Here is a 24,343-nt window from a genome sequence, read left to right on the forward strand (position 1 = left end):
ACCGCAGCAATACTTAAATTATGTTCGTAGGCTAACGGACGATCGTGAACGCCCCGTAAATATACGTCCACGAATGCGTCCAAAAAAGTGCGCGCCAGCTTTACTTCAACCAAAGCCGGGCGCGCATCGCGCTTCAGGCGCCGGCGGGGGAGCGAACCGGACGCAGCAGAAATGCCGGCAGATGCGAGTGGTCGCCCGGCTCACTGTCGGCCTCACGTTGGCGGCGCGGCTCGGGGCGACCGATCGACGGCACATGCGACGGATTGGCCTGCTGGCGCGCACCGTCACGCGGCTCGGATGATGGCTTGCCTTCACGCGGAGGTCTGGCTTCACGCGGAGGCCTTGATTCACGCGGAGGCCTGGCCTCGCGTGCGGGCCTTGCTTCGGAAGCGGGCCTCGCCTCGGGAGCGGTCCGTGCTTCGGCTGAAGGCTGTGCCTCGCCACGCGCTTCGCGCGGCTCGTGGCTGCGCTCACGATCGCGACCGCGTTGCGGCTTGCCGCGTCCGCCGCGTGAACGTTCACGGCCGCGCTGCTCGCGCGGACGCTCGCTCGCATCGGAAGCATCGGTGCGGACTTCGAAATCGCCTTCGGCGCGCGGAATGCTCTGGCCGATCAGCTTCTCGATCGCCACCATCGACTTCTGGTCGAGCGGCGTGACGAGCGAGATCGCCATGCCGGACCGGCCTGCGCGACCGGTGCGGCCGACGCGGTGGACATAGTCGTCGGGATGGTGGGGAACATCGAAATTGAAGACGTGGCTGACCTCGGGGATGTCGAGGCCGCGGGCGGCGACGTCGGATGCGACCAGCAGGGGCAGCTCGCCCTTGCGGAACTGTTCGAGTGCCGCCGTGCGGGCCGACTGATCCATGTCGCCGTGCAGCGCACCGACGCTGAAGCCGTGCTTCTGCAGCGATTTGTGAACGACGGCGACCTCGCGCTTGCGATTGCAGAAGATGATCGCGTTCTGGAGATCCTTGGCCTCGCGCAGCAATCGGCGAAGCAGCTCGCGCTTCTCGTGCGCCTCACGCCCGGCCGGGACCTGACACTGCGTAACGGTGACAGCGGTGGTGGCGGGCTTCGATACCTCGACCTTCTGCGGATTGTGCAGGAAGGTTTCGGTGATGCGCCGGATCTCCGGCGGCATGGTCGCGGTGAAGAACAGGGTCTGCCGGGTGAACGGGACGAGCTTGCAGACGCGCTCGATGTCGGGAATGAAGCCCATGTCCAGCATCCGGTCGGCTTCGTCGATGACGAGCAACTCGACGCCGGTGAGCAGCAGGCCGCCGCGCTCCGTGTGGTCGAGCAGGCGGCCCGGAGTGGCGATCAGCACGTCGACGCCGCGCGTCAGCTTGGCATCCTGGTCGCCGAAGGAAACGCCGCCGATCAGGAGGGCGACGTTGAGTTTCTGACCCGCGCCGTAGCGGTCGAAGTTTTCCTTCACCTGCGCCGCGAGTTCGCGGGTCGGTTCGAGGATCAGGGTGCGCGGCATGCGCGCCCGGGCGCGACCCTTTTCGAGGATGGTGAGCATCGGCAGCACGAAGGCCGCGGTCTTGCCGGTGCCGGTCTGGGCGATGCCGAGCACATCCTTGCGAGCGAGGACGTGAGGGATCGCCTGTTCCTGAATGGGGGTGGGGGTGGTGTAACCGGTGGCCGCCACTGCGGCGAGGACTTTTTCGGATAGTCCGAGATGGGTAAAAGACATTGAGCCTCTGGTCGAAACCGCCGTTCGGAATCGAGGGTAATAAGGCTGTCGCGTTCCACCCCAAAACGGCGCGCTCTCAAAGAAGCTGGGGGTGCTGACTCACGCGAACAAAGCGCCAAGCTCAGGAATCGCTCTTCGATCTGAGCCGCGTCGCCACGGAACATAGGCGGGAATCGGCCAAAGTCAATGGAGCAGGCGCGGGAAGGCCCTAAAAAACCTGAGGTTTTCGCCCAAATAGCGGGCGCGGCTGCGGTTTTCCGCCCAATCCGGCGATCGGCCGGAGCTGCCCAAACGTCGGCTAACGCCCCTGCGGCCCCTGCGCGCGGAAGTCGCCGGGGGCCATCCCGTAGGCGGCGTTGAAGGCCCGGTAATAGGTCGCCAGGCTGTCGAAGCCACAGGAGGTCGCGATGTCGGCGATCAGCCGGTCCGGGGCTTCGCGCATCAAGTGGCGGCTCTGGTTCAGGCGTTCCTCCGTCACGGTTTGCGAGAAGCTCTTGGCCGTGCTTTCGAACAGAATATGCAGGTGACGCACGGAGATGCCGAGCAGATCGGCCACCACTGTCGGCGCCAGATTCGGGTCTTGCAGGTGACGCGCGATCAGGCGCCGTGCCTGCGAGAGCCGGGCGGTCCGCAGCGCGGCCTGCCCGAGGCGGCTGCCGGGCCGCAGGATGCCGCGCTCGATCAGCGCCAGATGGGCTAAAGCCTGGACGAGGGAAGCGGCATCGGCGGGGCCGTCATCACCCGCGGCAACTTCACCGAGATCGGCGAAGCAGGCGCCGAGCAGAGGCGCCAGGGTGGAATCGTCGAACGTCCGGGGCGCAAGCTCGCGCATGCGGTTATCCTGCGTGGAGAGGCTGCTCACGGGGACCTTCAGGATCCGCAGATGGAAGCCTCCTGCGCCCAGCGGCGTCGTGCGATAGGGCAAGTCGGTATGGCTGGTGGCGAAGCTGCCATTGGCGATCGTGAAGTCGCTGCTGCGCATGCCGCCGAACCAGCCGCCGCTGCCGAGCTGCTGATAGACGCAGATGCTGTCGCTCGGCGCGTCAGCGATGTCGGTCATGCTGCGCTCGACACTGTAGTGCGAGGCCTTCAGTTCGACGAGGCCGGCGCCGCCAAGCTGGCGCAGCGAGAATTCGCCGAAGAAGTCCGCGCGGCGTTCTCGCTCGAGTTCGGCGGTGACGCCGAACAGGCCCTTGGAGCGCACCTCGCGCCAAAAGTCGAAGCGGTCGTGCGGCTCGACCTCGTCGGTGCACCAGCGATACACGGCAGCCCCTTGCTTCCAGCGGAATTGCCCACAAGAATTGACTGAGAAAAAGCAGATTCCAGCGGGATCTGCCATAGGCTAGACGACAAAACCTGAGTCCTCGGGGCTGTTGAACCAGCGCTATGGCTGGGCCGACTATCACATCAACGGCGCGGTTCCCATGAACCGCTGTTCGAGGGAACCGGCGTGGGCCGTTCGTGAGGGATTTTCGATGACGCGTCGGCTTTTCAGAGTTCTGGCGGCGCTTGGCCTCGCCGTCGGCCTCAGCGGTTTCGCGCTCCCCGCCTGTGCCGAGAAGCGCGTTGCGCTCGTCGTCGGCAACAACGACTACAGGAACGTTCCGAAGCTGCTCAAGGCGGTCAACGACGCCCGCACCATGGGCGATACGCTGAAGCAGCTCGGCTTCTCGGTGATGGTCGCCGAAAACCAGAGCCGGCAGCAATTTTCGGAAACGCTGCTCGCGTTCGATCGGACGATCGAGCCCGGCGACACCGCGTTCTTCTTCTATGCCGGCCACGGCTTCGAGATCGCCGGCCAGAACTATCTGCTGCCGACCGACGTGCCGGCGGCGACGGAAGGGCAGGAAGAGCTGGTGCGTGACGCCTCCATCCTGGCCGATCGCATCGTCGAGCGTCTCCAGAACAAGAAGGCGCGAACCTCGATCCTGGTGTTCGACGCCTGCCGCAACAATCCGTTCGAGCGCAAGGGCACCCGCGCCGTCTCAGGTGGTGGCGGGCTTGCCCCGATGGTGCAGCTGCCTGAAGGCGTGTTCTCGGTCTTCTCCGCGGGCCCGCGCCAGACCGCGCTCGACCGCCTCTCCAACGACGACGCCAATCCCAATTCGGTGTTCACGCGCACCTTCGCCAAGGAACTGCTCCAGCCCGGCGAGAACCTGGTGCAGGTGGCGCAGCGTACGCGCCGTCTCGTCGCCGAGATGGCCGACACCGTCAAGCACAGGCAGGTGCCGGTCTATTTCGATCAGATGGTCGACGACGTCTTCCTCAGCGGCATCGCCAAGGACGTCGCCGCGCGCCCGGCCGATCCCCCAGCGCAGAAGCTCGCGGCGCTGCCACCGGTGTCGGTGCCGCGCGTGCAGAAGGAGGAGACCACCAATGCGCCGATCGCGAGCTTCTCGCGTCACAATGGCGGTTGGAGCGTGGTGTTCTCCTTTGCCGATCCGACCCTCGGCGTTTCCTGGCGCATGGCCGGCAATGGCGACTTCCGCGAAACCGGCTTCATCGATACGCTCGACCCGCGCACGCGCAAGAGAATGCCGAACCCATCGATTGAATTGCCGCCGGACGCGCAGGCCGGCACCATCGAGGTCCGCTACGTCGACCAGTCCGGTGACATGCAGGGGCCGTTCCCGATCAGGTTCGATCCCGAAGCCGCGCTGATCCGCGACCAGCGCAAGATCCTCGACATGACCGCGACGAGTTGGCTGTCATTCCGCGAGTTCAACGGGCTGCTGGTCTACTACACGCACCTCGTGTCCTACCGCTGCGCCATCCGCGAGGTGCGCATCGGCATCGACACCGCCGTTCCGAACCAGGTGTTGAAGATGCCGGGCTGCGACATGCGCGATCCTAGCGCGATCAGCGCCGGCATGCCGCTCTACATGAAGCTCGCGCCGGCAACGCAGTTCATCTCGGTGGAGCTGACCTATCGCGACGGCAGCGTGTCGGAGATCAAGAGCTTCCGCAGCGCGAACCGCAGCAACCACTGAGGTGTCGAGCAGGCCGCGTCCGCCGCAGCTATTCGCGGCGCTTCTGATCAAACATTTGATGGAATCGAAGGTTCGATCAGGGCCGGAGTCAGCGAGAAGAAGGCGCCCATCGCGATCGAGATGATGACGCGGCGCAGCAGGAGCTTCTCCTACTCCTCGTATGTATAGCCGTTCTGTTCGATGCGCACTGGCGCCAGCCCGGGCCTGCGCGGCGTGATCATGATCACGACGAAAAGCACGTTGATCAGGATCCAGACGCCGAGCAGTATGAGGATTGTCTGCACTGCAATTTCCTGAATGAGTCGGAATTGGCAGCAAGGCTAACGGCCATTCACAACTGCGGCAAATGAATCTTGCTTGCTGCACTGCACAGAAAGCAACTGGTGGATGAGGACCCGGCCGTGAAACCCGATACGTCGCAGCATCCCCAGGGCTCCGCGGTAAAAGTGCGGTGTTGCATCGTCGGCGGCGGACCGGCGGGCATGATGCTCGGCTATCTCCTGGGGCGCGCCGGGATCGATGTCGTGGTGCTGGAGAAGCATGCGGATTTCTTCCGCGACTTCCGCGGCGACACCGTGCATCCCTCGACGCTTCAGGTGATGGACGAGCTCGGCCTGATCGACGGATTCCTGAAGTTGCCGCATCAGCGCTTGCAGAAGATGGACGGCCTGTTCGGCGGTACCCCCGTTCGCATCGCCGATCTCAGCCGCCTCCGCACCAAGTACCCCTTCATCGCCTTCATGCCGCAATGGGATTTCCTGAATTTCCTGCGCGAGGCCGGCCAGCGCTTCGCCTCGCTGAAGGTGATGATGAACACGGAGGCCGTTGATCTGATCCGCCACGGCGAGACCATCGCCGGCGTGCGGGCGAATACGCCGAACGGGATCGTGGACATCGAAGCCGATCTCACCATCGCCTGTGACGGCCGGCATTCGACGGTGCGCCAGCGTTCCGGCCTCGAGGTCGAGGAGATCGGCGCGCCAATGGACGTGCTGTGGTTCCGCGTCGGCCGCAAGGCGAACGAGACCGAGAACGTGTTCGCGCGCGTCGAGCCCGGCAAGATGATGATCACCTTCGACCGCGGCGACTATTGGCAGTGCGCCTATGTCATCGCCAAGGGACAATACGACGCGGTGAAGGCGAGGGGATTACAGGCGTTGCTCGATGACGTCGTTCGCATGGCGCCGATCCTGAAGAGCGGCATTGCCGATGTGAAGAGCTTCGACGATTTCAAGCTGCTCACTGTCGCGATCAACCGCCTGCCGCGCTGGACGCGGCCGGGCCTGCTTCTCATCGGCGATGCCGCGCATGCGATGTCGCCGGTCGGCGGCGTCGGCGTCAATCTCGCCGTGCAGGATGCGGTTGCGACCGCAAATCTGCTGGCGGACAAGCTGCAAAACGGCTGTCCGTCGGAGGACGAACTCGATGCCGTGCGCCGTCGCCGCGAATTCCCGGTGAAAATGACGCAGCGAACGCAGATGATCGTGCAGAACAACATCATCAGCGGCGCCTTGCAGGGCGGCGACCGGCCGCTGAAAGTGCCGCTGGTCGTGCGCCTCATCACCGTGCTGCCGTGGCTCCAGGGCATTCCGGCGCGCCTGCTCGCGCTCGGCGTCCGGCCCGAGCACGTGCGGTCGAAGGCTGCGCCGGCACGGTAGCGCAAGAACCCGGTAGGGATAACGCTGCGTTAAATCGCGCTCGGCGCGTTGCCTGCGTGCAACAGCGCAAACGGATTGAAGGCGCGCTGCTTGCCAATCCCACGTCTTAACTGTCTTGATTCAAATTTGAGTAAGAACTGCATGTGAGCGTGCACCCATCAAAGGACACGGGGTGTACCATGCGTAACAAATTGATTGCCGCCTTCGCCTGCACGACCGCTCTGGTTTCGACCGGCGCCGCTTCCGCCGCCGATCTCGGTGCGCGGCCCTACACAAAGGCGTCGGCCTATATGGAGTCGATGTTCAACTGGACCGGCTTCTATGTCGGCGGTCACATCGGTGGCGCATGGACCAACGAGCGTTGGAACAACACCGCGAACACAACGCCCTTTGGTGACCTCGCTCCGGGCGAGGGCTTTCGTCAGCGCGGCGCCGGCATCATGGGCGGCGCCCAGATTGGCTACAACTGGCAGGCCAACAACTACGTGTTCGGCATGGAAGGTACGATCTCCGGCCTCGACAACCACGGCTCGGGCAGGAACAACACGTTCGGCGTCGGCCTCGACGATGTGTTCTCCTGGCGCGCCAACGTGCTCGCGACCGTCGTCGGTCGTGCGGGCTTCGCCGTGCAGAACAATCTGTTCTATATCAAGGGCGGCTATGCCGGCGTGAACAACCGTCTCTCGGTGAGCGACACCGTTCCGAATCCGTCGACCGGCTCTGGCGGTCAGACCCATTGGGCCAACGGTTGGACCGTCGGCGCCGGCTGGGAATACGGCGTCACCCGCAACTGGATCGTCGGCCTCGAGTACAACTACGCAGCCTTCGCCAGCCAGACCTATCAACTTGGCGGCACCTCGGGCAATTACAGCTTCGATGCCAAGCCGCGCGACATCCAGTGGGCCGTCGTGCGCGCCAGCTACAAGTTCGACGCGCCGGTCATCGCCCGCTACTGAGTGCGTCAACGAACGACCAAGCAGCCATAAAAGACGATCACTGCCCAAATTTAAAAGCCCCGGCATTGTCCGGGGCTTCTTTTTTGTGTGCAGCGCTTTCGCGTACGGCCTACGCCATCACCGAGAACCCGCCGTCGACGGGGATCGCGGTGCCGGTGACGAAGTTGGAAGCGGACGAGGCAAGGAACACGGTGATGCCGGCGAAGTCGTCGATGTCGCCCCACCGCCCCGCAGGCGTGCGTGCCAGCACCCGCTCATGCAATCCTGATACCTGCTGCCGCGCGCCGCGGGTCAGGTCGGTGTCGATCCAGCCCGGCAGGATGGCATTGACCTGGATGTTGTCGGGCGCCCATGCATTGGCGCAGGCGCGCGTGTACTGAACGATGCCACCCTTGCTCGCCGCATAGGCCGTTGCGAAGCTCGCGCCGAAGATCGACATCATCGAGCCGATGTTGATCACCTTGCCGTTGCCGGACGCCTTCAGCGCCGGGTAGGCCAGCTTCGAGCACAGGAAGGCGCTGGTGAGGTTGGTGTTGATCACCGTATTCCACTCGTCGAGCTCGAGCTCGTGCGGCGGCTTGCGGATGCTCATGCCGGCATTGTTGACGAGGATGTCGATGCGGCCGAGATCTCCGACGACACGTTCGACCATCGCTGCGATGGCCGCCTTGTCCGTGACGTCGGTGGCAACACTGATCGCCTTCACGCCGCGTTGACTGAGATCGGCGACGGCGGCGGCGGATTTGGTTTCGTTGCGTCCGACCACGGCGATGTTGGCGCCGGCATCTGCGAGGCCACGGGCCATGCCGAGCCCGATGCCGCCATTGCCTCCCGTGACGATCGCGACCTTGCCGCGGAGATCGAACCGACTGGTTGTCATGCTGCTATTCCCTGGTTTCTTCTATTGGTTGCTCTGCCAGATCAGCACCAGCCCGAAGCCGGCCATGGCTGCGCCATAGCCGGCCCATTGCAACTGGTTGACCATGAAGCTCGATCGCGGCCACGCGACGGTGCCCGTGCCCTGTCCGATCCAGAGCAGCCCGACGGCGAGGGCAAACAGGCCTGCTACAAGCAGAGATCTGCGCATGCATTCCTCCCCATTGGTCCGCTTCTGTCGGGACGCGACAAGCCGATTGCCGCGGCCCGAAAACTTGGCGGGAGACTAGCCGTAGCCGTGGTTGGGATACAATGGCTGCTGATGCAGGCCGCAGCGCGGATGCATGTCCATACGCAAGATCGCCGGAAAGCCAGCTTTGGATACGCCTACCAATGCTGAAAGCGGGCATCAGCCGCTGAAGCACCGCACAACGAAAAAGCCCCGGACGATGCCGGGGCTTTGACGTCTGAACTTGCGTTCGGATCAGTACTTCGCGACGACCGGACCGGTCCAGTTGAAGCGGTAGACCAGCGAGGTCGAGATCGTCTGGTTCCAGCTGTTGGCACGGATGCTGTTACCGATCGGAAGATTGCCCACGTCCGTCACGATGTCCGAGGTCTTGGCGTTGTAGAAGGCCGAACGATACTCGGTCTTCATGAACCAGCCGGGCGACTGGATGCCGAAGATGTTCAGGTTGTTCTCGACGCCACCGCCAACAAACCAACCGTTGCGGTTGTAGCTGCCCAGGTGGACACCAGCGGGAACGCCACCCAGCGTCATGAAGTTGGTCTGGCCGAAATGGGCGCCAGAGTAACCGCCGTTGACGTAGGAGAGAACGTTCGGGGCGACCAGCCAGCCGAGGCGAACACCAGCGGCCCAGGAGTCTTCCAGCTTCTGGTTGCCGGTGAGGCCAAGGGTCGGATCCTGAATGGTGGCACGGATGCTGCCGAACTGACCGTCAGCGAACACGCCGGCGACCCAGGTGCCGCTGAACTGCCAGTCGTAGCCGAGGCCGACCGTGCCGAACCAGCCCGAGCCACCCTGGCGCTGATCGATCGTCAGGGGAACTGCGCCGACCGTGGTCTGCACGCGCTGGTCAGAGGCCGAGAGGCCGCCGCCGGCGCCGCCGAAGATGTAGAAACCGGTCCAGCTGGCGACGGGAGCCGCCATCGGCGCCTTCACGTAGGGACGGGCGCCAAGGTCAGCGGCCGAGGCCGAACCGGTCATCGCGGCAACCGCAGTCAGTGCGAGCAAAATCTTCTTCATTTTAAAATCCCCAAGCTTTGGTCTGTCTGGCAGGCGCGAGCGCACTGAAGTCCGTGTGATCTGATGTCCCGGACTATAACTGCTTCTCTCCGAAATGCTGTTGCAGAGCAGGCACAGTCGCCGGGAAACGCTGCACGGCAGGGATTCTGAGTGTCGTTGTCGAAATATACAATAATCCTGCATTATCAATGTGTTACTAAGAATTTCGCCTATCTTTGTTTTGGTAACTTCTCGTTAGCAAATCCGGCTTTGTCCGAAATGGAGGCAATCCTGCATCAGCATGGCCCGGTGAGTCGTTGGCCGACTCGCGATGCGACGAGGCCGGGAATCAGCGAGTCGAGGTGGGGTAGGACGGTTGTCGTCCCCAAAACAAAAGAGCCCCGGGCTTCATGCCGGGGCTCTGGATGGGATACGACCGGGCAGCGCCTGCGGGATCAGACGTCCAGCAGGTCGTCATTGGCGAATTCGGCCTTGTCCGAGATGAACGCGAAGCGCGCTTCGGCCTTGGTGCCCATCAGGCGCTCCACCGAATCCGCCGTGGTGTCGCGGTCGTCGGCAAGCAGAACCACTTTCAGCATGGTCCGCTTGGCCGGATCCATGGTGGTTTCCTTGAGCTGCGCCGGCATCATTTCACCGAGGCCTTTGAAGCGATTGACCTCGACCTTGGCGTTGGCGTTGAACTCGCTCTTGATCAGCGCTGCCTTGTGCGCGTCATCGCGGGCGTAGACCGACTTCGTGCCGTTGGTCAGCTTGTAGAGCGGCGGCACAGCGAGGAAGAGGTGGCCTTCGTCGATCAGCCGCGGCATCTGCCGGTAGAAGAAGGTGATCAGCAGCGAAGCGATGTGGGCACCGTCGACATCGGCGTCGGTCATGATGATGATGCGCTGATAGCGCAGATCCTCTTCGCGATACTGCGCGAGCATCCCGCAGCCGATCGCCTGCACGAGGTCGGCGAGCTGCGTGTTCGCCGTCAGCTTGTCCTTGCCGGCGGAGGCGACGTTGAGGATCTTGCCGCGCAGCGGCAGCACCGCCTGGGTCTTGCGGTCGCGCGCCTGCTTGGCGCTGCCGCCGGCCGAGTCTCCCTCGACGATGAAGAGTTCCGAGCCGTCCAGACCGGCATCGCTGCAATCGGCGAGCTTGCCCGGGAGACGCAGCTTCTTGCCGGCGGTCTTGCGCGCGGTCTCCTTCTCTTGCCGGCGGCGCAGCCGCTCCTCGGCGCGGTCGACCACGAAGTCGAGCAGCCTGTTGGCCTGGTTCGGATTGCCCGACAGCCAATGGTCGAACGGATCCTTCATCGCCTGTTCGACGATGCGCTGCGCTTCGGCGGTGGCGAGACGGTCCTTGGTCTGGCCCTGGAATTCTGGCTCGCGCACGAACACCGAGAGCATCACGGCTGCACCCACCATCACGTCTTCGGACGTAATGGACGACGCGCGCTTGCCCTGGCCGACGCGTTCGGCGTGGTCCTTGAGGCCGCGCAGCAGCGCGCTGCGCAGGCCGGATTCGTGCGTGCCGCCGTCGGGCGTCGGCACGGTGTTGGTGTAGGAAGACAGAAAACCGTCGGCATCCGCGGTCCAGGCGACGGCCCATTCGCAGGCGCCATGCGCGCCGTTGCGGCCCGATTTGCCGGAGAAGATGTCGGGATGCACCAGCGTGTCGGCATGGATCGCCGCCGCCAGATAATCCTTGAGGCCACCGGGAAAGTGGAACGTCGCTTCCGCCGGCACGTCGTCGACGCCCTTGAGCAGTTCGGGCGCGCAATTCCAGCGGATCTCGACACCGCCGAACAGATACGCCTTCGAACGCGTCATCTTGAACAGGCGCTGCGGCTTGAACGCGGCCTTCGCACCGAAGATGTCGGTGTCCGGCTTGAAGCGCACGCGGGTTCCGCGGCGGTTGTTGATCTTGCCGAGATCCTCGAGCTTCCCCTTCGGGTGCCCGCGCTCGAACGTCATGCGATAGAGTTTCTGGCTGCGCGCGACTTCGACCTCGAGCAGCGAGGAGAGGGCGTTCACCACGGAAATGCCGACGCCGTGCAGGCCGCCCGAGGTCTCGTAGACCTTGGAGTCGAACTTGCCGCCCGAGTGCAGCGTGCACATGATGACTTCGAGCGCCGACTTCTTCGGGAATTTTGGATGCGGATCGATCGGGATGCCGCGGCCGTTGTCCGTGACGGTCAAAAAGCCGTCCGCGCTCAACTCGACTCCGATGAAGGTCGCGTGCCCCGCCAGCGCCTCGTCCATCGAGTTGTCGATGACTTCGGCGAAGAGGTGATGCAGCGCCTTCTCGTCGGTGCCGCCGATATACATGCCGGGCCGGCGGCGCACCGGTTCCAGGCCTTCGAGCACCTCGATGTCGGCCGCGGTGTAGTCGGCCTCGGCGCCGCTCGCGCGCGGGGCCGCCTTGGCGGGACGAGGCTTCGGCTCATCACCACCGAAAAAGTCGTCTTTTGCTTTTGGTTTCAACTGCTTGGACATATATCTTTATGCGTTTTGAGGGCCGCATGAGCGGCGAATCGGTTGGGCCGACTATGCCACTTCTGACTTGGAAAGGTTATCGCAGGGCGGGCCGGGCGGTGTGGTTGGGAGCCAATCCCGGCGATTTTACGCCGCAGCCCCATCAATTCCCGGCAATTTGACGGTCCGGTCCGGTCTGGACCGGACTTTGTGACTTGATGTCACACAAGTCCTTGGCTTACCAGTCCTTTTCATCGAGCAGCACCTTCGGGCAGGCGGAAAGGCAATTTTGAATGGAGCAGTTTGCGCACGCGCTTGCCGATTTCGTGCGCGCGCATCAGACGTGGGCAGCTCCCATCGTGTTCGTGCTCGCCTTCGGGGAGTCGCTCGCCTTCATCTCGCTGCTGATTCCGGCCTGGGGCGCGTTGGTCGCTATCGGCGCGCTGATCGGCGCGAGTGGCATCAGCTTCTATCCTGTCTGGATCGCCGGCGGCATCGGCGCGGCGCTGGGCGACTGGGTCTCCTACTGGTTCGGCTATCGCTACAAGGAGAAGGTTGCCCAGATGTGGCCGCTCTCGCGCTATCCGGAACTCCTGCCCAGGGGCGAGGCCTTCGTGCGCAGCTGGGGCGTGCCGAGCATCTTCATCGGCCGCTTCTTCGGCCCCTTGCGCGCCTCCGTGCCGCTTGCAGCCGGCATTTTCGAGATGCCCTATTGGAGCTTCCAGGCCGCCAATTTCGTCTCGGCGCTGATCTGGTCGGCGGCGCTCCTGCTGTTCGGCGACGTGATCGCGAAGTTCATGGAATGGATCTGGCGCGTGGTGTGACGTGCGAACCTTGACGCCAACCGCAACTGGCCCTATAGCCCCGCGCCATGATCAACGCCGCGACCATTTTGTTCGCCCGTCGCCGCCGCCGCTCTTTAGCGGTTTGGGCGGTCGATCGCGTTTGAGATCATCGTCTTTGCCGCTGGATCCGATCCGCGGCATTCTCTCTCCTGTCAGCGCGATCTGATCCGGCGGCCCCCCGAAAGAGGCCAGCAGGAGACCAGGATGTACACGCCACCCTTTTTCAAGCAGGACCGCGCCGCGAGCCTGAAATTCGCCGACACGCGCGGCTTCGGCACCATCTGCGCCTTCGACGGCCGTAAACCGGTCGCCTCGCCGCTGCCGTTCTATTTGACCTATGCCGCCGATGGCACGCCGCAGGCCGCCTTTCACGTCGCCCGTCACAATCCGCTGCTAAAGCTGGCGGACGAGACGACCTGCTGGCTGCTCGCTGTCAACGGCCCCGATGCCTATGTGTCGCCGGACTGGTACGTCTCGCCGGATCAGGTGCCGACCTGGCTTTACCAGTCGGTGCATCTGAGCGGGACGGTGAGGCTCCTGTCGGATGACGAGCTGGCGGTGCAGATCGACACGCTCAGCGACAAGTTCGAGAACTGGCTGTTGCCGAAGAAGCCGTGGACCTCGGGCAAAATGACGGCGGGGCGGCTCGAGGGGCTGAAGAAGGGGATCGTAGGTCTGGTCATGACGGTTGAGGAGGTCGAAGGCAGCTTCAAGCTCAACCAGCACAAGTCCGATGCCGACTATACGGCCATCGCCAACGCGCTTGGCGCGCAAGCCCACGCCGACGCCAGGGAGATCGCGCAACTGATGCAGGACGTGAGGCCGGAGGCCTTCGCATCCGAAACCAACATGCTCGAAAGGAGCGCGCCATGAGTCTCGTTGACACCAAAAATGCCCCCAAGACCGGCGCTGCGACAAAGCCCGCGACCGTCTTCGTCGACGGTGGCTCCGGCACCACCGGCCTCGGCATCAACGAGCGGCTGAAGCTGCAGAGCGACGTTGTCGTGAAGACGATTGCCGACGACAAGCGCAAGGATCCCGCGGCCAAGAAGGCGCTGATGGAGGAGGTTGATCTCGTCATCCTCTGTCTGCCGGACGACGCCGCGAGGGAAACGGTTGCGCTCATCGACAGCATGGGGCCGTCGGGCCCGAAGGTGCTGGACGCCTCGACCGCGTACCGGGTCGCGCCCGACTGGGCCTATGGCTTTCCGGAACTGACGCCGGATCAGGCTGGCAAGATCAGGGCTGCGAAGAAGGTCTCCAATCCCGGCTGTTATCCGACCGGCGCGATCGCGCTGCTGCGACCGATCGTCGATGCCGGCCTGCTGCCTGCGGACTATCCCGCCACCGTCAATGCGGTGAGCGGCTATTCCGGCGGCGGCAAGTCGATGATCGCGAGCTTCGAGGAGGGCAGTGCGCCGTCCTTCGAGCTCTACGGTCTCGGATTCGAGCACAAACATCTGCCCGAGATGCAGCTCTATTCGAACTTGACGCGGCGGCCGATCTTCATCCCGTCGGTCGGCAATTACCGGCAGGGTATGCTGGTGTCGGTGCCGCTCCAGCTCGACACGCTGCCCGGCAAGCCCAGCGGCGCCGATCTCCAGGCCGCATTGGCAAAGCGTTACGCCGGCTCGAAATACGTCTCGGTGATGCCGCTGCAGAACGAGGCGACCAAGGGCGGCAAGCTCGAGCCGGAAGCGCTCAACGAGACCAACATGCTCGAGCTCTACGTCTTCGCCAGCGACAAATACCACCAGGCGGTGCTGGTCGCGCGGCTCGACAATCTCGGCAAGGGCGCCTCCGGCGCGGCCGTGCAGAACATGCGGCTGATGCTGGGCCTTGCCGACGAGTAGCCGATCGAGCGTTGCCGCGAGACCGGTCCGGTGGACGAAGCGACCCGGCAACCTTCTACCCCGCCAAGACGATCCAGCGACGCCTGAAAGGAACGCGTGATGAGTTCGAAGAGGATCGGCATTTTGGGCGCATCCGGCTACACCGGGGCCGATGCGGTGCGCCTGCTGGCGCGGCATCCGAATGCGGAAATCACCGCACTCACCGCCAACACGCATGCCGGCAAGGCCATGAGCGAGGTGTTTCCGCATTTCTTCATGCTGGATTTGCCCAAACTCGTGGAATGGGAAAAGGTCGACTGGACCCAACTCGATGCGGTGTTCTGCGGATTGCCGCACGGCACCACGCAGCAGATCATCGCGGCCGTGCTGAAGGCCAACCCGAAGATCAAGGTCCTCGACATGTCCGCCGATTTCCGGCTGCGCGACAAGGAAACCTACGCGCAGTGGTACGGCCACGAACATCAGGCGCTCGAGTTGCAGGGCGAAGCCGTCTACGGTCTGACCGAATTCTACCGGGAGAAGATTACCGCGGCGCGGCTGGTCGCCTGTCCCGGCTGCTATCCGACGGCAGCGCTGTTGGCGCTGGTGCCGCTGGCGAAAGCAAAACTGATCGACGTCGATGACATCGTGATCGACGCCAAGTCAGGCGTTACCGGCGCCGGACGTGGCCTGAAGCAGAACACGCTGTTCAGCGAGGCGGGCGAGGGGATTTCGCCGTATTCGGTCGGCACGCACCGGCATGCGCCGGAGATCGAGCAGGAGATCGGCGTCGCCGCCGGTTCCGCGGTGACGATCAATTTCACGCCGCATCTCATACCGATGTCGCGGGGCGAACTCTGCACGTCCTACGTCAAGCTCAACGGCGCGACGCCGGACGATTTGCGGGCCGCCCTCGAGAAAGCCTACGCGAACGAGCCGTTCGTGCATGTCGTCAAGAAGGGCGTGCTGCCGCAGACCCAGAACGTACGCGGCTCGAACTATGTGCAGATCGGCGTCATCGCCGACCGGATCAAGAACCGCGCCATTGTGATTTCGGTACTCGATAATCTGGTGAAGGGCTCGGCCGGTCAGGCGATCCAGAACATGAACCTGATGTTCGGATTCGCCGAGACCACTGGACTGGAGCAGATCGCGCTGTTTCCCTGATCGGAGTGGTCGCCGTGGACGAAGGGACTCTGCAATTCTATCGGAGCAACGCTCGGTCCTATGCGGACTGGGCAAAGGCGCCCTCGACGCGGCTGCGAGGCTTTCTCGCCCTGCTGCCGTCCGGCGGCTCGATCCTCGAGCTCGGCTGTGGTGCCGGCAATCATTCGGCGGTGATGCTGGCCGAAGGTTTTTCGGTGCGCGCCACCGACGGCTCGCCTGAAATGGCCGAGATCGCGTCGCAGCGGCTCGGTCATGCCGTGGAGGCGATGCGGTTCGACCAGCTTGACGCGCACGAGGCCTATGACGGCGTCTGGGCCAGTGCCTGTCTCCTGCACGTGCCGCGCGACGAACTCGCCGGCATCCTGGCGCGGATTCATCGCGCACTCAGGCCTTCAGGCGTGTTCTATGCCAGCTACAAGATGGGCGAGGGCGAGGGCCGGGACAGTCTCTGGCGCTATTACAATTATGCGTCGCCAGAATGGCTCGAGGCGACCTACGCCAGCGCAGGTCCATGGATTACGCTGTCCTCGGACAGGAACGTGATCCAGAGCTTTGACGAGACGCCGGCGAACATGCTGCATCTCGTCGTTCGCAAAGCCTGATTTCGGGCTACAAGGCCTGATCTCAAGCCACCTCGAAGATCGCGACGGCCAGCACGGCCTGCGCGATAAAGCCGACGGTGAAGGCGTAGGAGCAACATTCGCTGCTCGTCATGGCCGGGCTTGTCCCGGCCATCCACGTCGCCGCAGTCGAGGAAGACTGTGGATGCCCGAGCTTTCGCCTGGCCGAAGCGACTTCAGCCGCATAGGCGGGACCAGCCCGGGCATGACGGCTGCGAGGGCTTTCTCAGTACTTCGCGATGATCGGGCCGCCGAATTTGTAGTTGATGCGCGCGGTGATCAAATCGACGTCCTGGCCGATGCGGTCGGTGCGTGAGAACGTGCCGACCGGCGCCAGCGCGCCGTTGGAGGTCAGCGTGACGTCGTGGCGGCCCATGAACAGATGGTCGTATTCGAGGCCGACCGACCAGTTCGGGGCGAAGCCGTATTCGATGCCGACGCCGACCGTGCCGCCCCAGCGGGTGTCGTCGGCACCGTCGAACTCGGCTCCGGCCAGACCGCCCGTTCCGATGCCGCGGTAGCGGTTGCGGGTGACGGCGGCGCCGCCCTTCACATAAAGCAGTGCGTTATTCCAGGCATAGCCGACCTGGCCGGTGAACAGGCCGAAAGCATCGACACGGGTGCGGTTCGCGACGCCGGCCACGGTGCTGGCGCTCCGGCCGGAGAGATCCGCCCAATCGCCCTGCGCTTCGAGGCCGAACACGAAGGCGCTGCTCTGCCAGCGATAGCCGATCTGGCCGCCGGCGACGGCGCCCGTCGCGTCATGGCAGCCTTCCGCAACGCCGGGCGCGAAACCAACCGTCTGGTCCCAGCAATTGCGCGACGAGCCATAGCCGCCGTTGGCGCCAATGTAGAAGCCGCTCCAATCATAGATCGCCGCGATCATCGGCGGCGCCTTGGTGTAGGGACGTGCGGCGAGATCGGCGGCACTGGCCTGGGTCGTGACGGCTGCGAGCGAGAGGCCGGCGAGCGCGGATGCAATCTTCCAATTCATGTCTGCCCCGAATCATCAATGAGATGGCCAAATATACCTGTGGATTGGCGATCCTTCGTCTCTCCCACGGATGGCATCCCTGTTTTTGTCGCACTGTCATCCTTTGGCAACACCAGCAGCCGGGCAGGCTTTCGAGGATTTCACCCCTTTGTTGCAGGCGCTAAGCCATCGGAGATGCGATCAAACCACCTTGAAGATCGCGACGGCTAGCACGGCCTGCGCGATGAAGCCGACGGTGAAGGCCAGCGTGCGGAACACCGGGATCCCGAGCGCATAGACGATCAGATGCGCGACGCGCGACCAGAAATAGACGGCGCAGGCAAGCACCGTCCATGTCGAGGAATAGTCGATCGCGTTCAGGATCAGCACCAGCGGCGCGAACAGCACGAGGTTCTCGACGGCGTTGTCATGCGCGAACATCAGGCGGTTTGCCCATTCCGACTGCGGCTTGTCGGCGCGCGAGGGATTGGCCATCGCGCCACCGAGACCGCGAATCTGGCAGCGGTTGATGGTGTAGGGAATCCAGAGGATTCCGGTCAGGACCACCGTCAGTGTCAGCCAGAACAATTCACGCGTCATAACCCGGTCCCCTCATCAATTTCTGCCGCAGGCGCGGAGCTTATACGAAAGCGCGGAAGATTCTGCTATGCGCGAACCCTGACATAGCTGCCGGGGGCGTCCTCGATCGCGGGAAACGCCTCGCTGCCGACCGTGCGGGCCGGGACTTCCTCGGGATCGAGCGCGCCCAGCCATTGCCGCCAGTCCGGCCACCACGAGCCCTTGTGCTCGACCGCACCCTTCATCCACTCGGCGACGTTGGCGGACTTCACGTTGTCGTTGGTCCAGTACTGGTATTTGTTCGAGGCGGGCGGATTGACCACGCCGGCGATGTGGCCCGAGCCGGACAGCACGTATTTCACCGGGCCGCCGAAGAACTGGGAGCCGTACAGCACCGATTCCGCCGGCGCGATATGGTCCTCGCGGGTCGCGAGATTGTAGATCGGCACCATGACCTTGGAGAGATCGAGCAAGGTGTTGTCCAGCACCAACGTGCCGGTCGAGAGCCGGTTCTCCAGATAGCAATTGCGCAGATAGTACGAATGGTTCGACGCCGTCATGCGCGTCGCGTCCGAATTCCAGTGCAGCAGGTCGAACGCGCTCGGCTGCTGGCCCTTGAGGTAATTGCTGACGACATAGGACCAGATCAAATCGTTGGAGCGCAGCATGTTGAAGGCCATCGCCATCTTCGAGCCTTCGAGCACGCCCGCCGCCTTCATGTCCTGCTCGAGGGATGCGATCTGCTCCTCGTCGACGAACACGAGCAAATCACCGGCATGGGTGAAGTCGACCTGTGCTGCGAAAAACGTCGCGGACGCCACGCGCTGGCGGCGCTTCTCGGCGAGCCAGGCCAGCGTGGTCGCGAGCATGGTGCCGCCGACGCAATAGCCGGCGGTGTGCACCTTCATCTCGCCGGTGACCTTCTCGATCACGTCCATCGCCGTGAGCGGGCCTTCCTTCATGTAGTCTTCCCAGCTCTTGGCACCGAGCCGTTTGTCGGGATTGACCCATGAGATCACGAACACGGTGATGCCCTGATCGACGCACCACTTGATGTAGGATTTCTCCGGCTTGAGATCGAGGATGTAGAATTTGTTGATCCAGGGCGGGATGATCAGGAGCGGCGTGCGCAGCACCTTCTCCGTCGTCGGCGCATACTGGATCAGCTGCATCATCTCGTTTTGGTAGATCACCTTGCCCGGCGTCGTCGCCATGTTGACGCCGACCACGAGATTATCCGGATCGGACTGACGGATCTTCAGCGTGCCCTTGCCGGCGGCGATGTCCTCGGCCAGCATCTTCAGCCCGCGCGCGAGATTTTCGCCGCTGCTGGCCACCGTCGCGCGCAGCACTTCCGGGTTGGTTAGCACGAAGTTCGAGGGCGACATCGCGTTGGTGACCTGCTGGACGTAGAACTCGGCCTTGCGGCGGGTCAGCGGATCGAGCCCCTCGGCGTCGCGCACAAGCTCCTGCGCAAATTTGGTCGTGAGCAGATAGAGCTGCATCAGGAAATCGAAGAATTGGTTGGACTTCCATTCCGGATCGGCAAAGCGCTTGTCGCGCGGCGAGGGCGCGATCGCGGGCGGGGCGTCCTGACCGGCCATGCGGCGCGCCGCCGAGCCCCAGAGGTCGAGATAGTCCTTGGCGAGCTTGGTCTGGAGCGCGGAGGACCGCGACGTATCCGACAGCCAGTATTCGGCGACGGCGGTGAAGGTCTTGACGACCTCGGCAAGCTCCGCGGGCGGACGATCCTGCACCTCGCCCCTCTCCCGCGGCTTCAGGTACGCGGCGAGCGCCTTGCCGCCGCTTTCCATCGCCCGCGCGACATTCATCGCGAAGGCTTCCGCATCGAACTTCGTCTCGGGTTTGGGCGTATCGGTCGTGGCCATACTCATGAGCAGAACAGTAACGATTCATTCCGTATTCGTCACCGCGAAGCTCGCATGTTTGGCGTTAAACACTCTCGAAGATGTGTTGCAGTGCGACAAATTTTCTTGGTTCCGTCACAATCGAGCCGCACCGCTCGGCTTGGTGGACCCGGGGGTTGTTTTCTCGCTCGCACCATCTGGGCAGCAATGGTTTGAGCTTGGGCGTGGACTTGGGTAAGGTTGCCCGGGGCCGTGCTTTGGGACGAGGTGGGGATTTCCCTAGTGTTGGCGTTGAGGGACCTGCAAAAGTCGCGGTGGAGCTGTGGTGTGCTGCTGATGGCGTTGCTCGCCTTGGGCGGCTGCTCGAGCCAACTTGCGGATATGACGCCTGCCGATGCGCAAGCGCATCCGAGGGAGGCCGGTAGCTATCTGCCGGTGCACGATCTGCCGCCAGATCGCGATCAGGCGGTCATGCCGCCGGACCAACGCGCCAAGATCGAGGCCGAGCTTGCTGCCGCGCGCGACCGTCAGGCGGTTGCCACCAAGGACGCGAAATAGGGCGCTGCAAGGTAATCGCTGGCGCCTCCGCTTCGCCGTGCTAAAAGACCTTAGTTCAGCCGAGAGTCAGGGCGAACGACTTCAGTCACCGTCGTCGATGATTGCTCTAAGTATTTGATCTTGAGTAATTTTCGCGAGGGAAGCGGGCGCCTTTCCGCGTGGCCGTTTTGGCCTGTCGATTCTGTCCTGACCGGTTGCCCGGAGCCGAGAGAGCCATGGAAGAGTTTTACCGCATCCGCCGCCTTCCGCCTTACGTGTTCGAGCAGGTCAACCGGGCCAAGGCAGCCGCGCGGAACGCCGGCGCCGACATCATCGACCTCGGCATGGGCAATCCGGACCTGCCGGCGCCAGCGCACGTGCTGGAGAAGCTGAAGGAGACGCTGGGCAAGCCGCGCACTGACCGCTACTCGGCCTCCCGCGGCATCCCTGGGCTGCGCCGGGCCCAGGCCGGCTACTACGCCCGCCGTTTCGGCGTGAAACTCAATCCCGACACCCAGGTGGTGGCGACGCTCGGCTCCAAAGAGGGGTTTGCCAACGTGGCGCAGGCGATCACCGCGCCCGGCGACGTCATCCTTTGTCCCAATCCGAGCTACCCGATTCACGCCTTCGGCTTCTTGATGGCGGGCGGCGTGATCCGCTCGGTGCCGTCGGAGCCGACGCCGCAATTCTTTGAGGCGGCCGAGCGGGCGATCGTGCATTCGATCCCGAAGCCGCTGGCGCTCGTCGTCTGCTATCCTTCGAACCCGACCGCCTATGTCGCCAGCCTCGATTTCTACAAGGACCTGGTCGCGTTCGCGAAGAAGCACGAGATCCTGATCCTGTCCGATCTCGCTTATGCCGAGGTCTATTTCGACGAAAGCAACCCACCGCCCTCGGTGCTCCAGGTGCCGGGCGCGATGGACGTCGCCGTCGAGTTCACCTCGATGTCGAAGACCTATTCGATGGCTGGCTGGCGCATGGGCTTCGCGGTCGGCAACGAGCGCGTGATTGCGGCACTCGGCCGCGTCAAATCCTATCTCGACTACGGTGCGTTCACGCCGATCCAGGTCGCAGCGACCGCCGCGCTGAACGGACCGGACGATTGCATCAAGGAGATGCGCGACACCTACCGCAAGCGGCGCGACGCGCTGGTGGAATCCTTCGGCCGTGCCGGCTGGGAGATTCCGCCGCCGGAAGCGTCGATGTTCGCCTGGGTACCGCTGCCGGAAGCCTTCCGCAGCGTCGGCAGCATGCAGTTCGCGACCCTGATGGTGGAGAAATCCGGTGTCGCGGTCTCGCCGGGCGTCGGCTTCGGCGAACATGGTGAAGGATATGTCCGCATCGCCATGGTGGAAAACGAGCAACGGATCAGGCAGGCCGCGCGCGGCGTGCGCCGCTTCCTTGAAAGCGGCATCGAAACGTTGCACAACGTCGTTCCGCTCGCCACTCGGCGTTAAGTTCTCTTCCGCAGGCTTTCCAAGGCATCATGGTTGCACCCCTGAAAGTGGGCATAGCGGGGCTCGGCACCGTGGGCGCCGAAGTTGTCCGTCTGATCGAAACGCAGGCGCGCGTGCTTGCCGGCCGCAGCGGCCGCGGCATTCGCGTCGTCGCCGTCACCGCCCGCTCGAAGGCCAAGAAGCGCGCCGTCGATCTGCGCGGCATCGAATGGGTCAAGGATCCGCTTGCCCTCGCCACGCATCCCGGCATCGACTGCTTCGTCGAGCTGATGGGTGGCTCCGGCGATCCCGCCCTGTCGGCGGTCGAGGCCGCGCTCGGTGCCGGCAAATCCGTCGTCACCGCCAACAAGGCGTTGCTGGCAAAGCACGGCCTCAAGCTGGCCAAGGCCGCCGAAAAGCACGGCGGCGCGCTGAATTTCGAGGCAGCCGTCGGCGCTGCGATCCCTGTCATCAAGACGTTACGCGAAGGTCTCGCCGGAACCGGCATCAACCGGGTCTACGGCATCCTCAACGGCACCTGCAATTACATCCTGACCCGGATGGAGCTGGAGGGCCTGTCCTTCGCCGAGTGCCTGAAGGACGCGCAACGGCTCGGCTATGCCGAGGCCAATCCGTCATTCGACGTCGACGGCCACGATACCGCGCAAAAGCTCGCCATTCTCGCCAGCCTCGCTTTCGGCACGAAAGTTGCTCAAAGCGCGGTGTATGTCGAAGGTATCTCCTCCATCGCGCCGGAAGATCTCCGTGCCGCTGACGATCTCGGTTACCGGCTCAAGCTCCTCGGCGTCGCCGTTCGTACCGCCAAGGGCATCGAGCAGCGCGTGCATCCGACCATGGTTCCGAAATCCTCATCGATCGCACAGGTGATGGGTGTCACCAATGCGGTCACGATCGATGGCGAGGGCATCCCGCCGATCACGCTGGTGGGCCCCGGTGCCGGCGGCGCTGCGACCGCATCCGCCGTCGTCGCCGACATCGCCGATGTCGCGCGCGGCATTCGCGCCAATCCGTTCGGCCGGCCGATTTCGCAGCTGCGCGATACCAAGAAGGCGCCGATGGAGCGCCACGAGGGCGGCTACTACATCCGCCTTCTGGCACGCGATTTCCCGGGCACCGCGGCTGCGATCGCGACGCGGCTTGCGGAGCAGAAGATTTCGATCGAGTCGATCGTGCAGCGCCATCCCAATGGCGGCGCTGCGCCGGCAGACGGCAAGGCGGTACCGGTGCCCGTCATCCTCATCACCTATGCCACGCACGAGGACGCCGTGCGCCGCGCGCTCGCGGCCGTGCAGAAGGACAAGGTGATCAGCGGACGGCCGCAGGTCATCAGGATCGAGAAGAACTGAGCATGTCCCGGAAAAGTGTGAGGCGTTTTCCGGAAAGGTCATGCTCCAAGAATAAGACACGGTTCGAACGAACTGTGGGTGTTACGAGTTGATGCGGCGGAGATGTCCGTCCAAAACTGTTTCGAAGGAGTGAGCCGATGTCGACCCATATTTCAGTCCCGCCGCAAGCATTGCTCGAGCGCATTCTCACGCTGGAGATCGTGCGTGTGACGGAGCGGGCGGCGGTGTCTTCGGCGCGTCTGCGCGGGCACGGCAACGAGAAGGCGGCCGACCAGGCCGCGGTGGACGCGATGCGGCGCGAGCTTAACAAGCTCCCGATCGAGGGAACCATCGTCATCGGCGAGGGCGAGCGCGACGAGGCGCCGATGCTCTTCATTGGCGAGAAGGTCGGCATGAACGCCGGCCCGCAGGTCGACATCGCGGTCGATCCGCTCGAAGGCACCACGCTGTGCGCCAAGAACATGCCGGGCTCGATCGCCACCATGGCGATGGCCGACGGCGGCACGCTGTTGCACGCCCCCGACGTCTACATGCAGAAGCTCGCGATCGGTCCCGGCTATGACAAGGGCGTCGTCGAGCTCGATGCGACACCGGCCGAAAACGTCCGCCGCCTCGCCAAGGCCAAGGGCGTCAAGCCGGACGGCATCACCGTTCTCGTGCTCGACCGTCCGCGCCATGCCAGCATCATCGAGAGCGTGCGCTCGACCGGTGCCGCCGTGCGCCTCATCACCGACGGCGACGTCGCCGGCGTGATCCACTGCGCCGACCCTGACAACACCGGCGTCGACATGTATCTCGGCACCGGCGGCGCACCCGAAGGCGTGCTCGCAGCCGTTGCGCTGCGCTGCATCGGCGGCCAGATGCAGTGCCGTCTCATCCTCGACTCCGACGAAAAGCGGGAGCGCGCCGCCAAGATGGGCGTCAACGATCCCAAGCTGATCTACGGCATCGAGGACATGGCGCGCGGTGACTGCCTGTTCGCGGCCACCGGTGTCACCACGGGCTCGCTGCTGTCAGGCGTCAAATTCCGCAAGGACGGCGTGATCGAGACCGAGACGGTGGTGATGCGCTCGGTCACCGGCACGGTGCGCTACATCAAGGCCGAGCACCGCGAGCTGGCGAAATTCCACCTGGACTAAGTCCGCGACCGTCCCGCGTGCGATCGTTCGGCCAGTTCAGCCGGACGTCGCCGTGTATGGCACCTCGATGGACCT

The 24,343-nt window shown here is 63.9% G+C and carries 22 protein-coding genes; 12 read left to right on the plus strand and 10 right to left on the minus strand.

Translation table 11 applies throughout. The features are described 5' to 3' along the window. Positions 1–133: 133 nt before the first annotated feature. Both GWG67_RS24625 and GWG67_RS24630 read right to left on the minus strand, forming a co-directional pair. Positions 134–1,702, minus strand: coding sequence for a DEAD/DEAH box helicase (locus GWG67_RS24625; protein WP_275171934.1), 1,569 nt, complete (start codon positions 1,700–1,702; stop codon positions 134–136). Positions 1,703–2,000: 298 nt separating this feature from the next. After that, the gene (locus GWG67_RS24630) at positions 2,001–2,966 is read right to left on the minus strand and encodes a helix-turn-helix domain-containing protein (protein WP_275171935.1); all 966 of its coding nucleotides are present in this window, start codon (positions 2,964–2,966) and stop codon (positions 2,001–2,003) included. Between the two features lie 211 nt (positions 2,967–3,177). Here GWG67_RS24630 and GWG67_RS24635 point away from each other — a divergent pair, with 211 nt between their 5' ends. Beyond that, complete coding sequence (locus GWG67_RS24635; protein WP_275171936.1) at positions 3,178–4,692, plus strand: caspase family protein; 1,515 nt, start codon at positions 3,178–3,180, stop codon at positions 4,690–4,692. Between the two features lie 149 nt (positions 4,693–4,841). On the opposite strand, the gene GWG67_RS24640 is transcribed toward GWG67_RS24635, so the two are convergent. Then, on the minus strand, positions 4,842–4,976 hold the full coding sequence (locus tag GWG67_RS24640; RefSeq protein WP_275171937.1) for a hypothetical protein: 135 nt from the start codon (positions 4,974–4,976) through the stop codon (positions 4,842–4,844). Positions 4,977–5,093: 117 nt separating this feature from the next. Here GWG67_RS24640 and GWG67_RS24645 point away from each other — a divergent pair, with 117 nt between their 5' ends. Both GWG67_RS24645 and GWG67_RS24650 read left to right on the plus strand, forming a co-directional pair. Further along, the gene (locus tag GWG67_RS24645; RefSeq protein WP_275171938.1) at positions 5,094–6,350 is read left to right on the plus strand and encodes an FAD-dependent oxidoreductase; all 1,257 of its coding nucleotides are present in this window, start codon (positions 5,094–5,096) and stop codon (positions 6,348–6,350) included. 179 nt (positions 6,351–6,529) lie between these two features. Continuing rightward, the gene (locus GWG67_RS24650) at positions 6,530–7,306 is read left to right on the plus strand and encodes an outer membrane protein (protein WP_275171939.1); all 777 of its coding nucleotides are present in this window, start codon (positions 6,530–6,532) and stop codon (positions 7,304–7,306) included. Positions 7,307–7,415: 109 nt separating this feature from the next. Here GWG67_RS24650 and GWG67_RS24655 read toward each other — a convergent pair whose 3' ends face one another. The 4 genes from GWG67_RS24655 to parE all read right to left on the minus strand — a co-directional run bounded on the left by GWG67_RS24655 (position 7,416) and on the right by parE (position 11,926). Beyond that, on the minus strand, positions 7,416–8,186 hold the full coding sequence (locus GWG67_RS24655) for an SDR family NAD(P)-dependent oxidoreductase (protein ID WP_275171940.1): 771 nt from the start codon (positions 8,184–8,186) through the stop codon (positions 7,416–7,418). Positions 8,187–8,207: 21 nt separating this feature from the next. Next, positions 8,208–8,393 carry a hypothetical protein gene (locus GWG67_RS24660; RefSeq protein WP_275171941.1) on the minus strand — a complete coding sequence of 62 codons (186 nt, stop codon included), beginning with the start codon at positions 8,391–8,393 and terminating at the stop codon, positions 8,208–8,210. 273 nt (positions 8,394–8,666) lie between these two features. After that, positions 8,667–9,449: an outer membrane protein gene (locus GWG67_RS24665; protein ID WP_275171942.1), complete on the minus strand. Its 783-nt coding sequence runs from the start codon at positions 9,447–9,449 to the stop codon at positions 8,667–8,669. A 434-nt stretch (positions 9,450–9,883) separates the two neighbouring features. Next, entirely contained in the window at positions 9,884–11,926 is a 2,043-nt protein-coding gene (gene parE / locus GWG67_RS24670) for a DNA topoisomerase IV subunit B (protein ID WP_275171943.1), read from the minus strand. Positions 11,927–12,198: 272 nt separating this feature from the next. On the opposite strand from parE, the gene GWG67_RS24675 reads away from it, so the two are divergent. The 5 genes from GWG67_RS24675 to GWG67_RS24695 all read left to right on the plus strand — a co-directional run bounded on the left by GWG67_RS24675 (position 12,199) and on the right by GWG67_RS24695 (position 16,351). Then, the gene (locus GWG67_RS24675; RefSeq protein ID WP_275171944.1) at positions 12,199–12,729 is read left to right on the plus strand and encodes a DedA family protein; all 531 of its coding nucleotides are present in this window, start codon (positions 12,199–12,201) and stop codon (positions 12,727–12,729) included. 225 nt (positions 12,730–12,954) lie between these two features. Then, positions 12,955–13,623: an FMN-binding negative transcriptional regulator gene (locus GWG67_RS24680; RefSeq protein ID WP_275171945.1), complete on the plus strand. Its 669-nt coding sequence runs from the start codon at positions 12,955–12,957 to the stop codon at positions 13,621–13,623. Continuing rightward, positions 13,620–14,603 carry an N-acetyl-gamma-glutamyl-phosphate reductase gene (argC, locus tag GWG67_RS24685; protein WP_275171946.1) on the plus strand — a complete coding sequence of 328 codons (984 nt, stop codon included), beginning with the start codon at positions 13,620–13,622 and terminating at the stop codon, positions 14,601–14,603. The genes GWG67_RS24680 and argC (GWG67_RS24685) overlap by 4 nt, the downstream gene beginning before the upstream one ends. Positions 14,604–14,702: 99 nt before the next feature. After that, positions 14,703–15,749, plus strand: coding sequence for an N-acetyl-gamma-glutamyl-phosphate reductase (gene argC / locus GWG67_RS24690; protein WP_275171947.1), 1,047 nt, complete (start codon positions 14,703–14,705; stop codon positions 15,747–15,749). A gap of 14 nt (positions 15,750–15,763) precedes the next feature. Further along, positions 15,764–16,351 carry a bifunctional 2-polyprenyl-6-hydroxyphenol methylase/3-demethylubiquinol 3-O-methyltransferase UbiG gene (locus tag GWG67_RS24695; protein WP_275171948.1) on the plus strand — a complete coding sequence of 196 codons (588 nt, stop codon included), beginning with the start codon at positions 15,764–15,766 and terminating at the stop codon, positions 16,349–16,351. Positions 16,352–16,595: 244 nt separating this feature from the next. Here GWG67_RS24695 and GWG67_RS24700 read toward each other — a convergent pair whose 3' ends face one another. The 3 genes from GWG67_RS24700 to GWG67_RS24710 all read right to left on the minus strand — a co-directional run bounded on the left by GWG67_RS24700 (position 16,596) and on the right by GWG67_RS24710 (position 19,816). After that, positions 16,596–17,363: an outer membrane protein gene (locus GWG67_RS24700; RefSeq protein WP_275171949.1), complete on the minus strand. Its 768-nt coding sequence runs from the start codon at positions 17,361–17,363 to the stop codon at positions 16,596–16,598. A 180-nt stretch (positions 17,364–17,543) separates the two neighbouring features. Further along, complete coding sequence (locus GWG67_RS24705) at positions 17,544–17,942, minus strand: MAPEG family protein (protein WP_275171950.1); 399 nt, start codon at positions 17,940–17,942, stop codon at positions 17,544–17,546. 65 nt (positions 17,943–18,007) lie between these two features. Continuing rightward, positions 18,008–19,816 (minus strand): alpha/beta hydrolase, encoded by a 1,809-nt coding sequence (locus GWG67_RS24710; protein WP_275171951.1) that lies wholly within the window; start codon positions 19,814–19,816, stop codon positions 18,008–18,010. 255 nt (positions 19,817–20,071) lie between these two features. Here GWG67_RS24710 and GWG67_RS24715 point away from each other — a divergent pair, with 255 nt between their 5' ends. The 4 genes from GWG67_RS24715 (at position 20,072) to glpX (ending at position 24,268) form a co-directional block, all read left to right on the plus strand. After that, complete coding sequence (locus GWG67_RS24715) at positions 20,072–20,347, plus strand: hypothetical protein (protein WP_275172016.1); 276 nt, start codon at positions 20,072–20,074, stop codon at positions 20,345–20,347. 215 nt (positions 20,348–20,562) lie between these two features. Further along, positions 20,563–21,783: an LL-diaminopimelate aminotransferase gene (locus GWG67_RS24720; protein ID WP_275171952.1), complete on the plus strand. Its 1,221-nt coding sequence runs from the start codon at positions 20,563–20,565 to the stop codon at positions 21,781–21,783. Between the two features lie 29 nt (positions 21,784–21,812). Beyond that, the gene (locus tag GWG67_RS24725) at positions 21,813–23,129 is read left to right on the plus strand and encodes a homoserine dehydrogenase (RefSeq protein ID WP_275171953.1); all 1,317 of its coding nucleotides are present in this window, start codon (positions 21,813–21,815) and stop codon (positions 23,127–23,129) included. Positions 23,130–23,266: 137 nt separating this feature from the next. Continuing rightward, positions 23,267–24,268, plus strand: a complete 1,002-nt coding sequence (glpX, locus tag GWG67_RS24730) for a class II fructose-bisphosphatase (RefSeq protein ID WP_275171954.1) — start codon at positions 23,267–23,269, stop codon at positions 24,266–24,268. Positions 24,269–24,343: the final 75 nt, after the last annotated feature.

It is taken from the genome of Bradyrhizobium sp. CSS354 (genome assembly GCF_029051725.1).
Classification (GTDB): domain Bacteria; phylum Pseudomonadota; class Alphaproteobacteria; order Rhizobiales; family Xanthobacteraceae; genus Bradyrhizobium.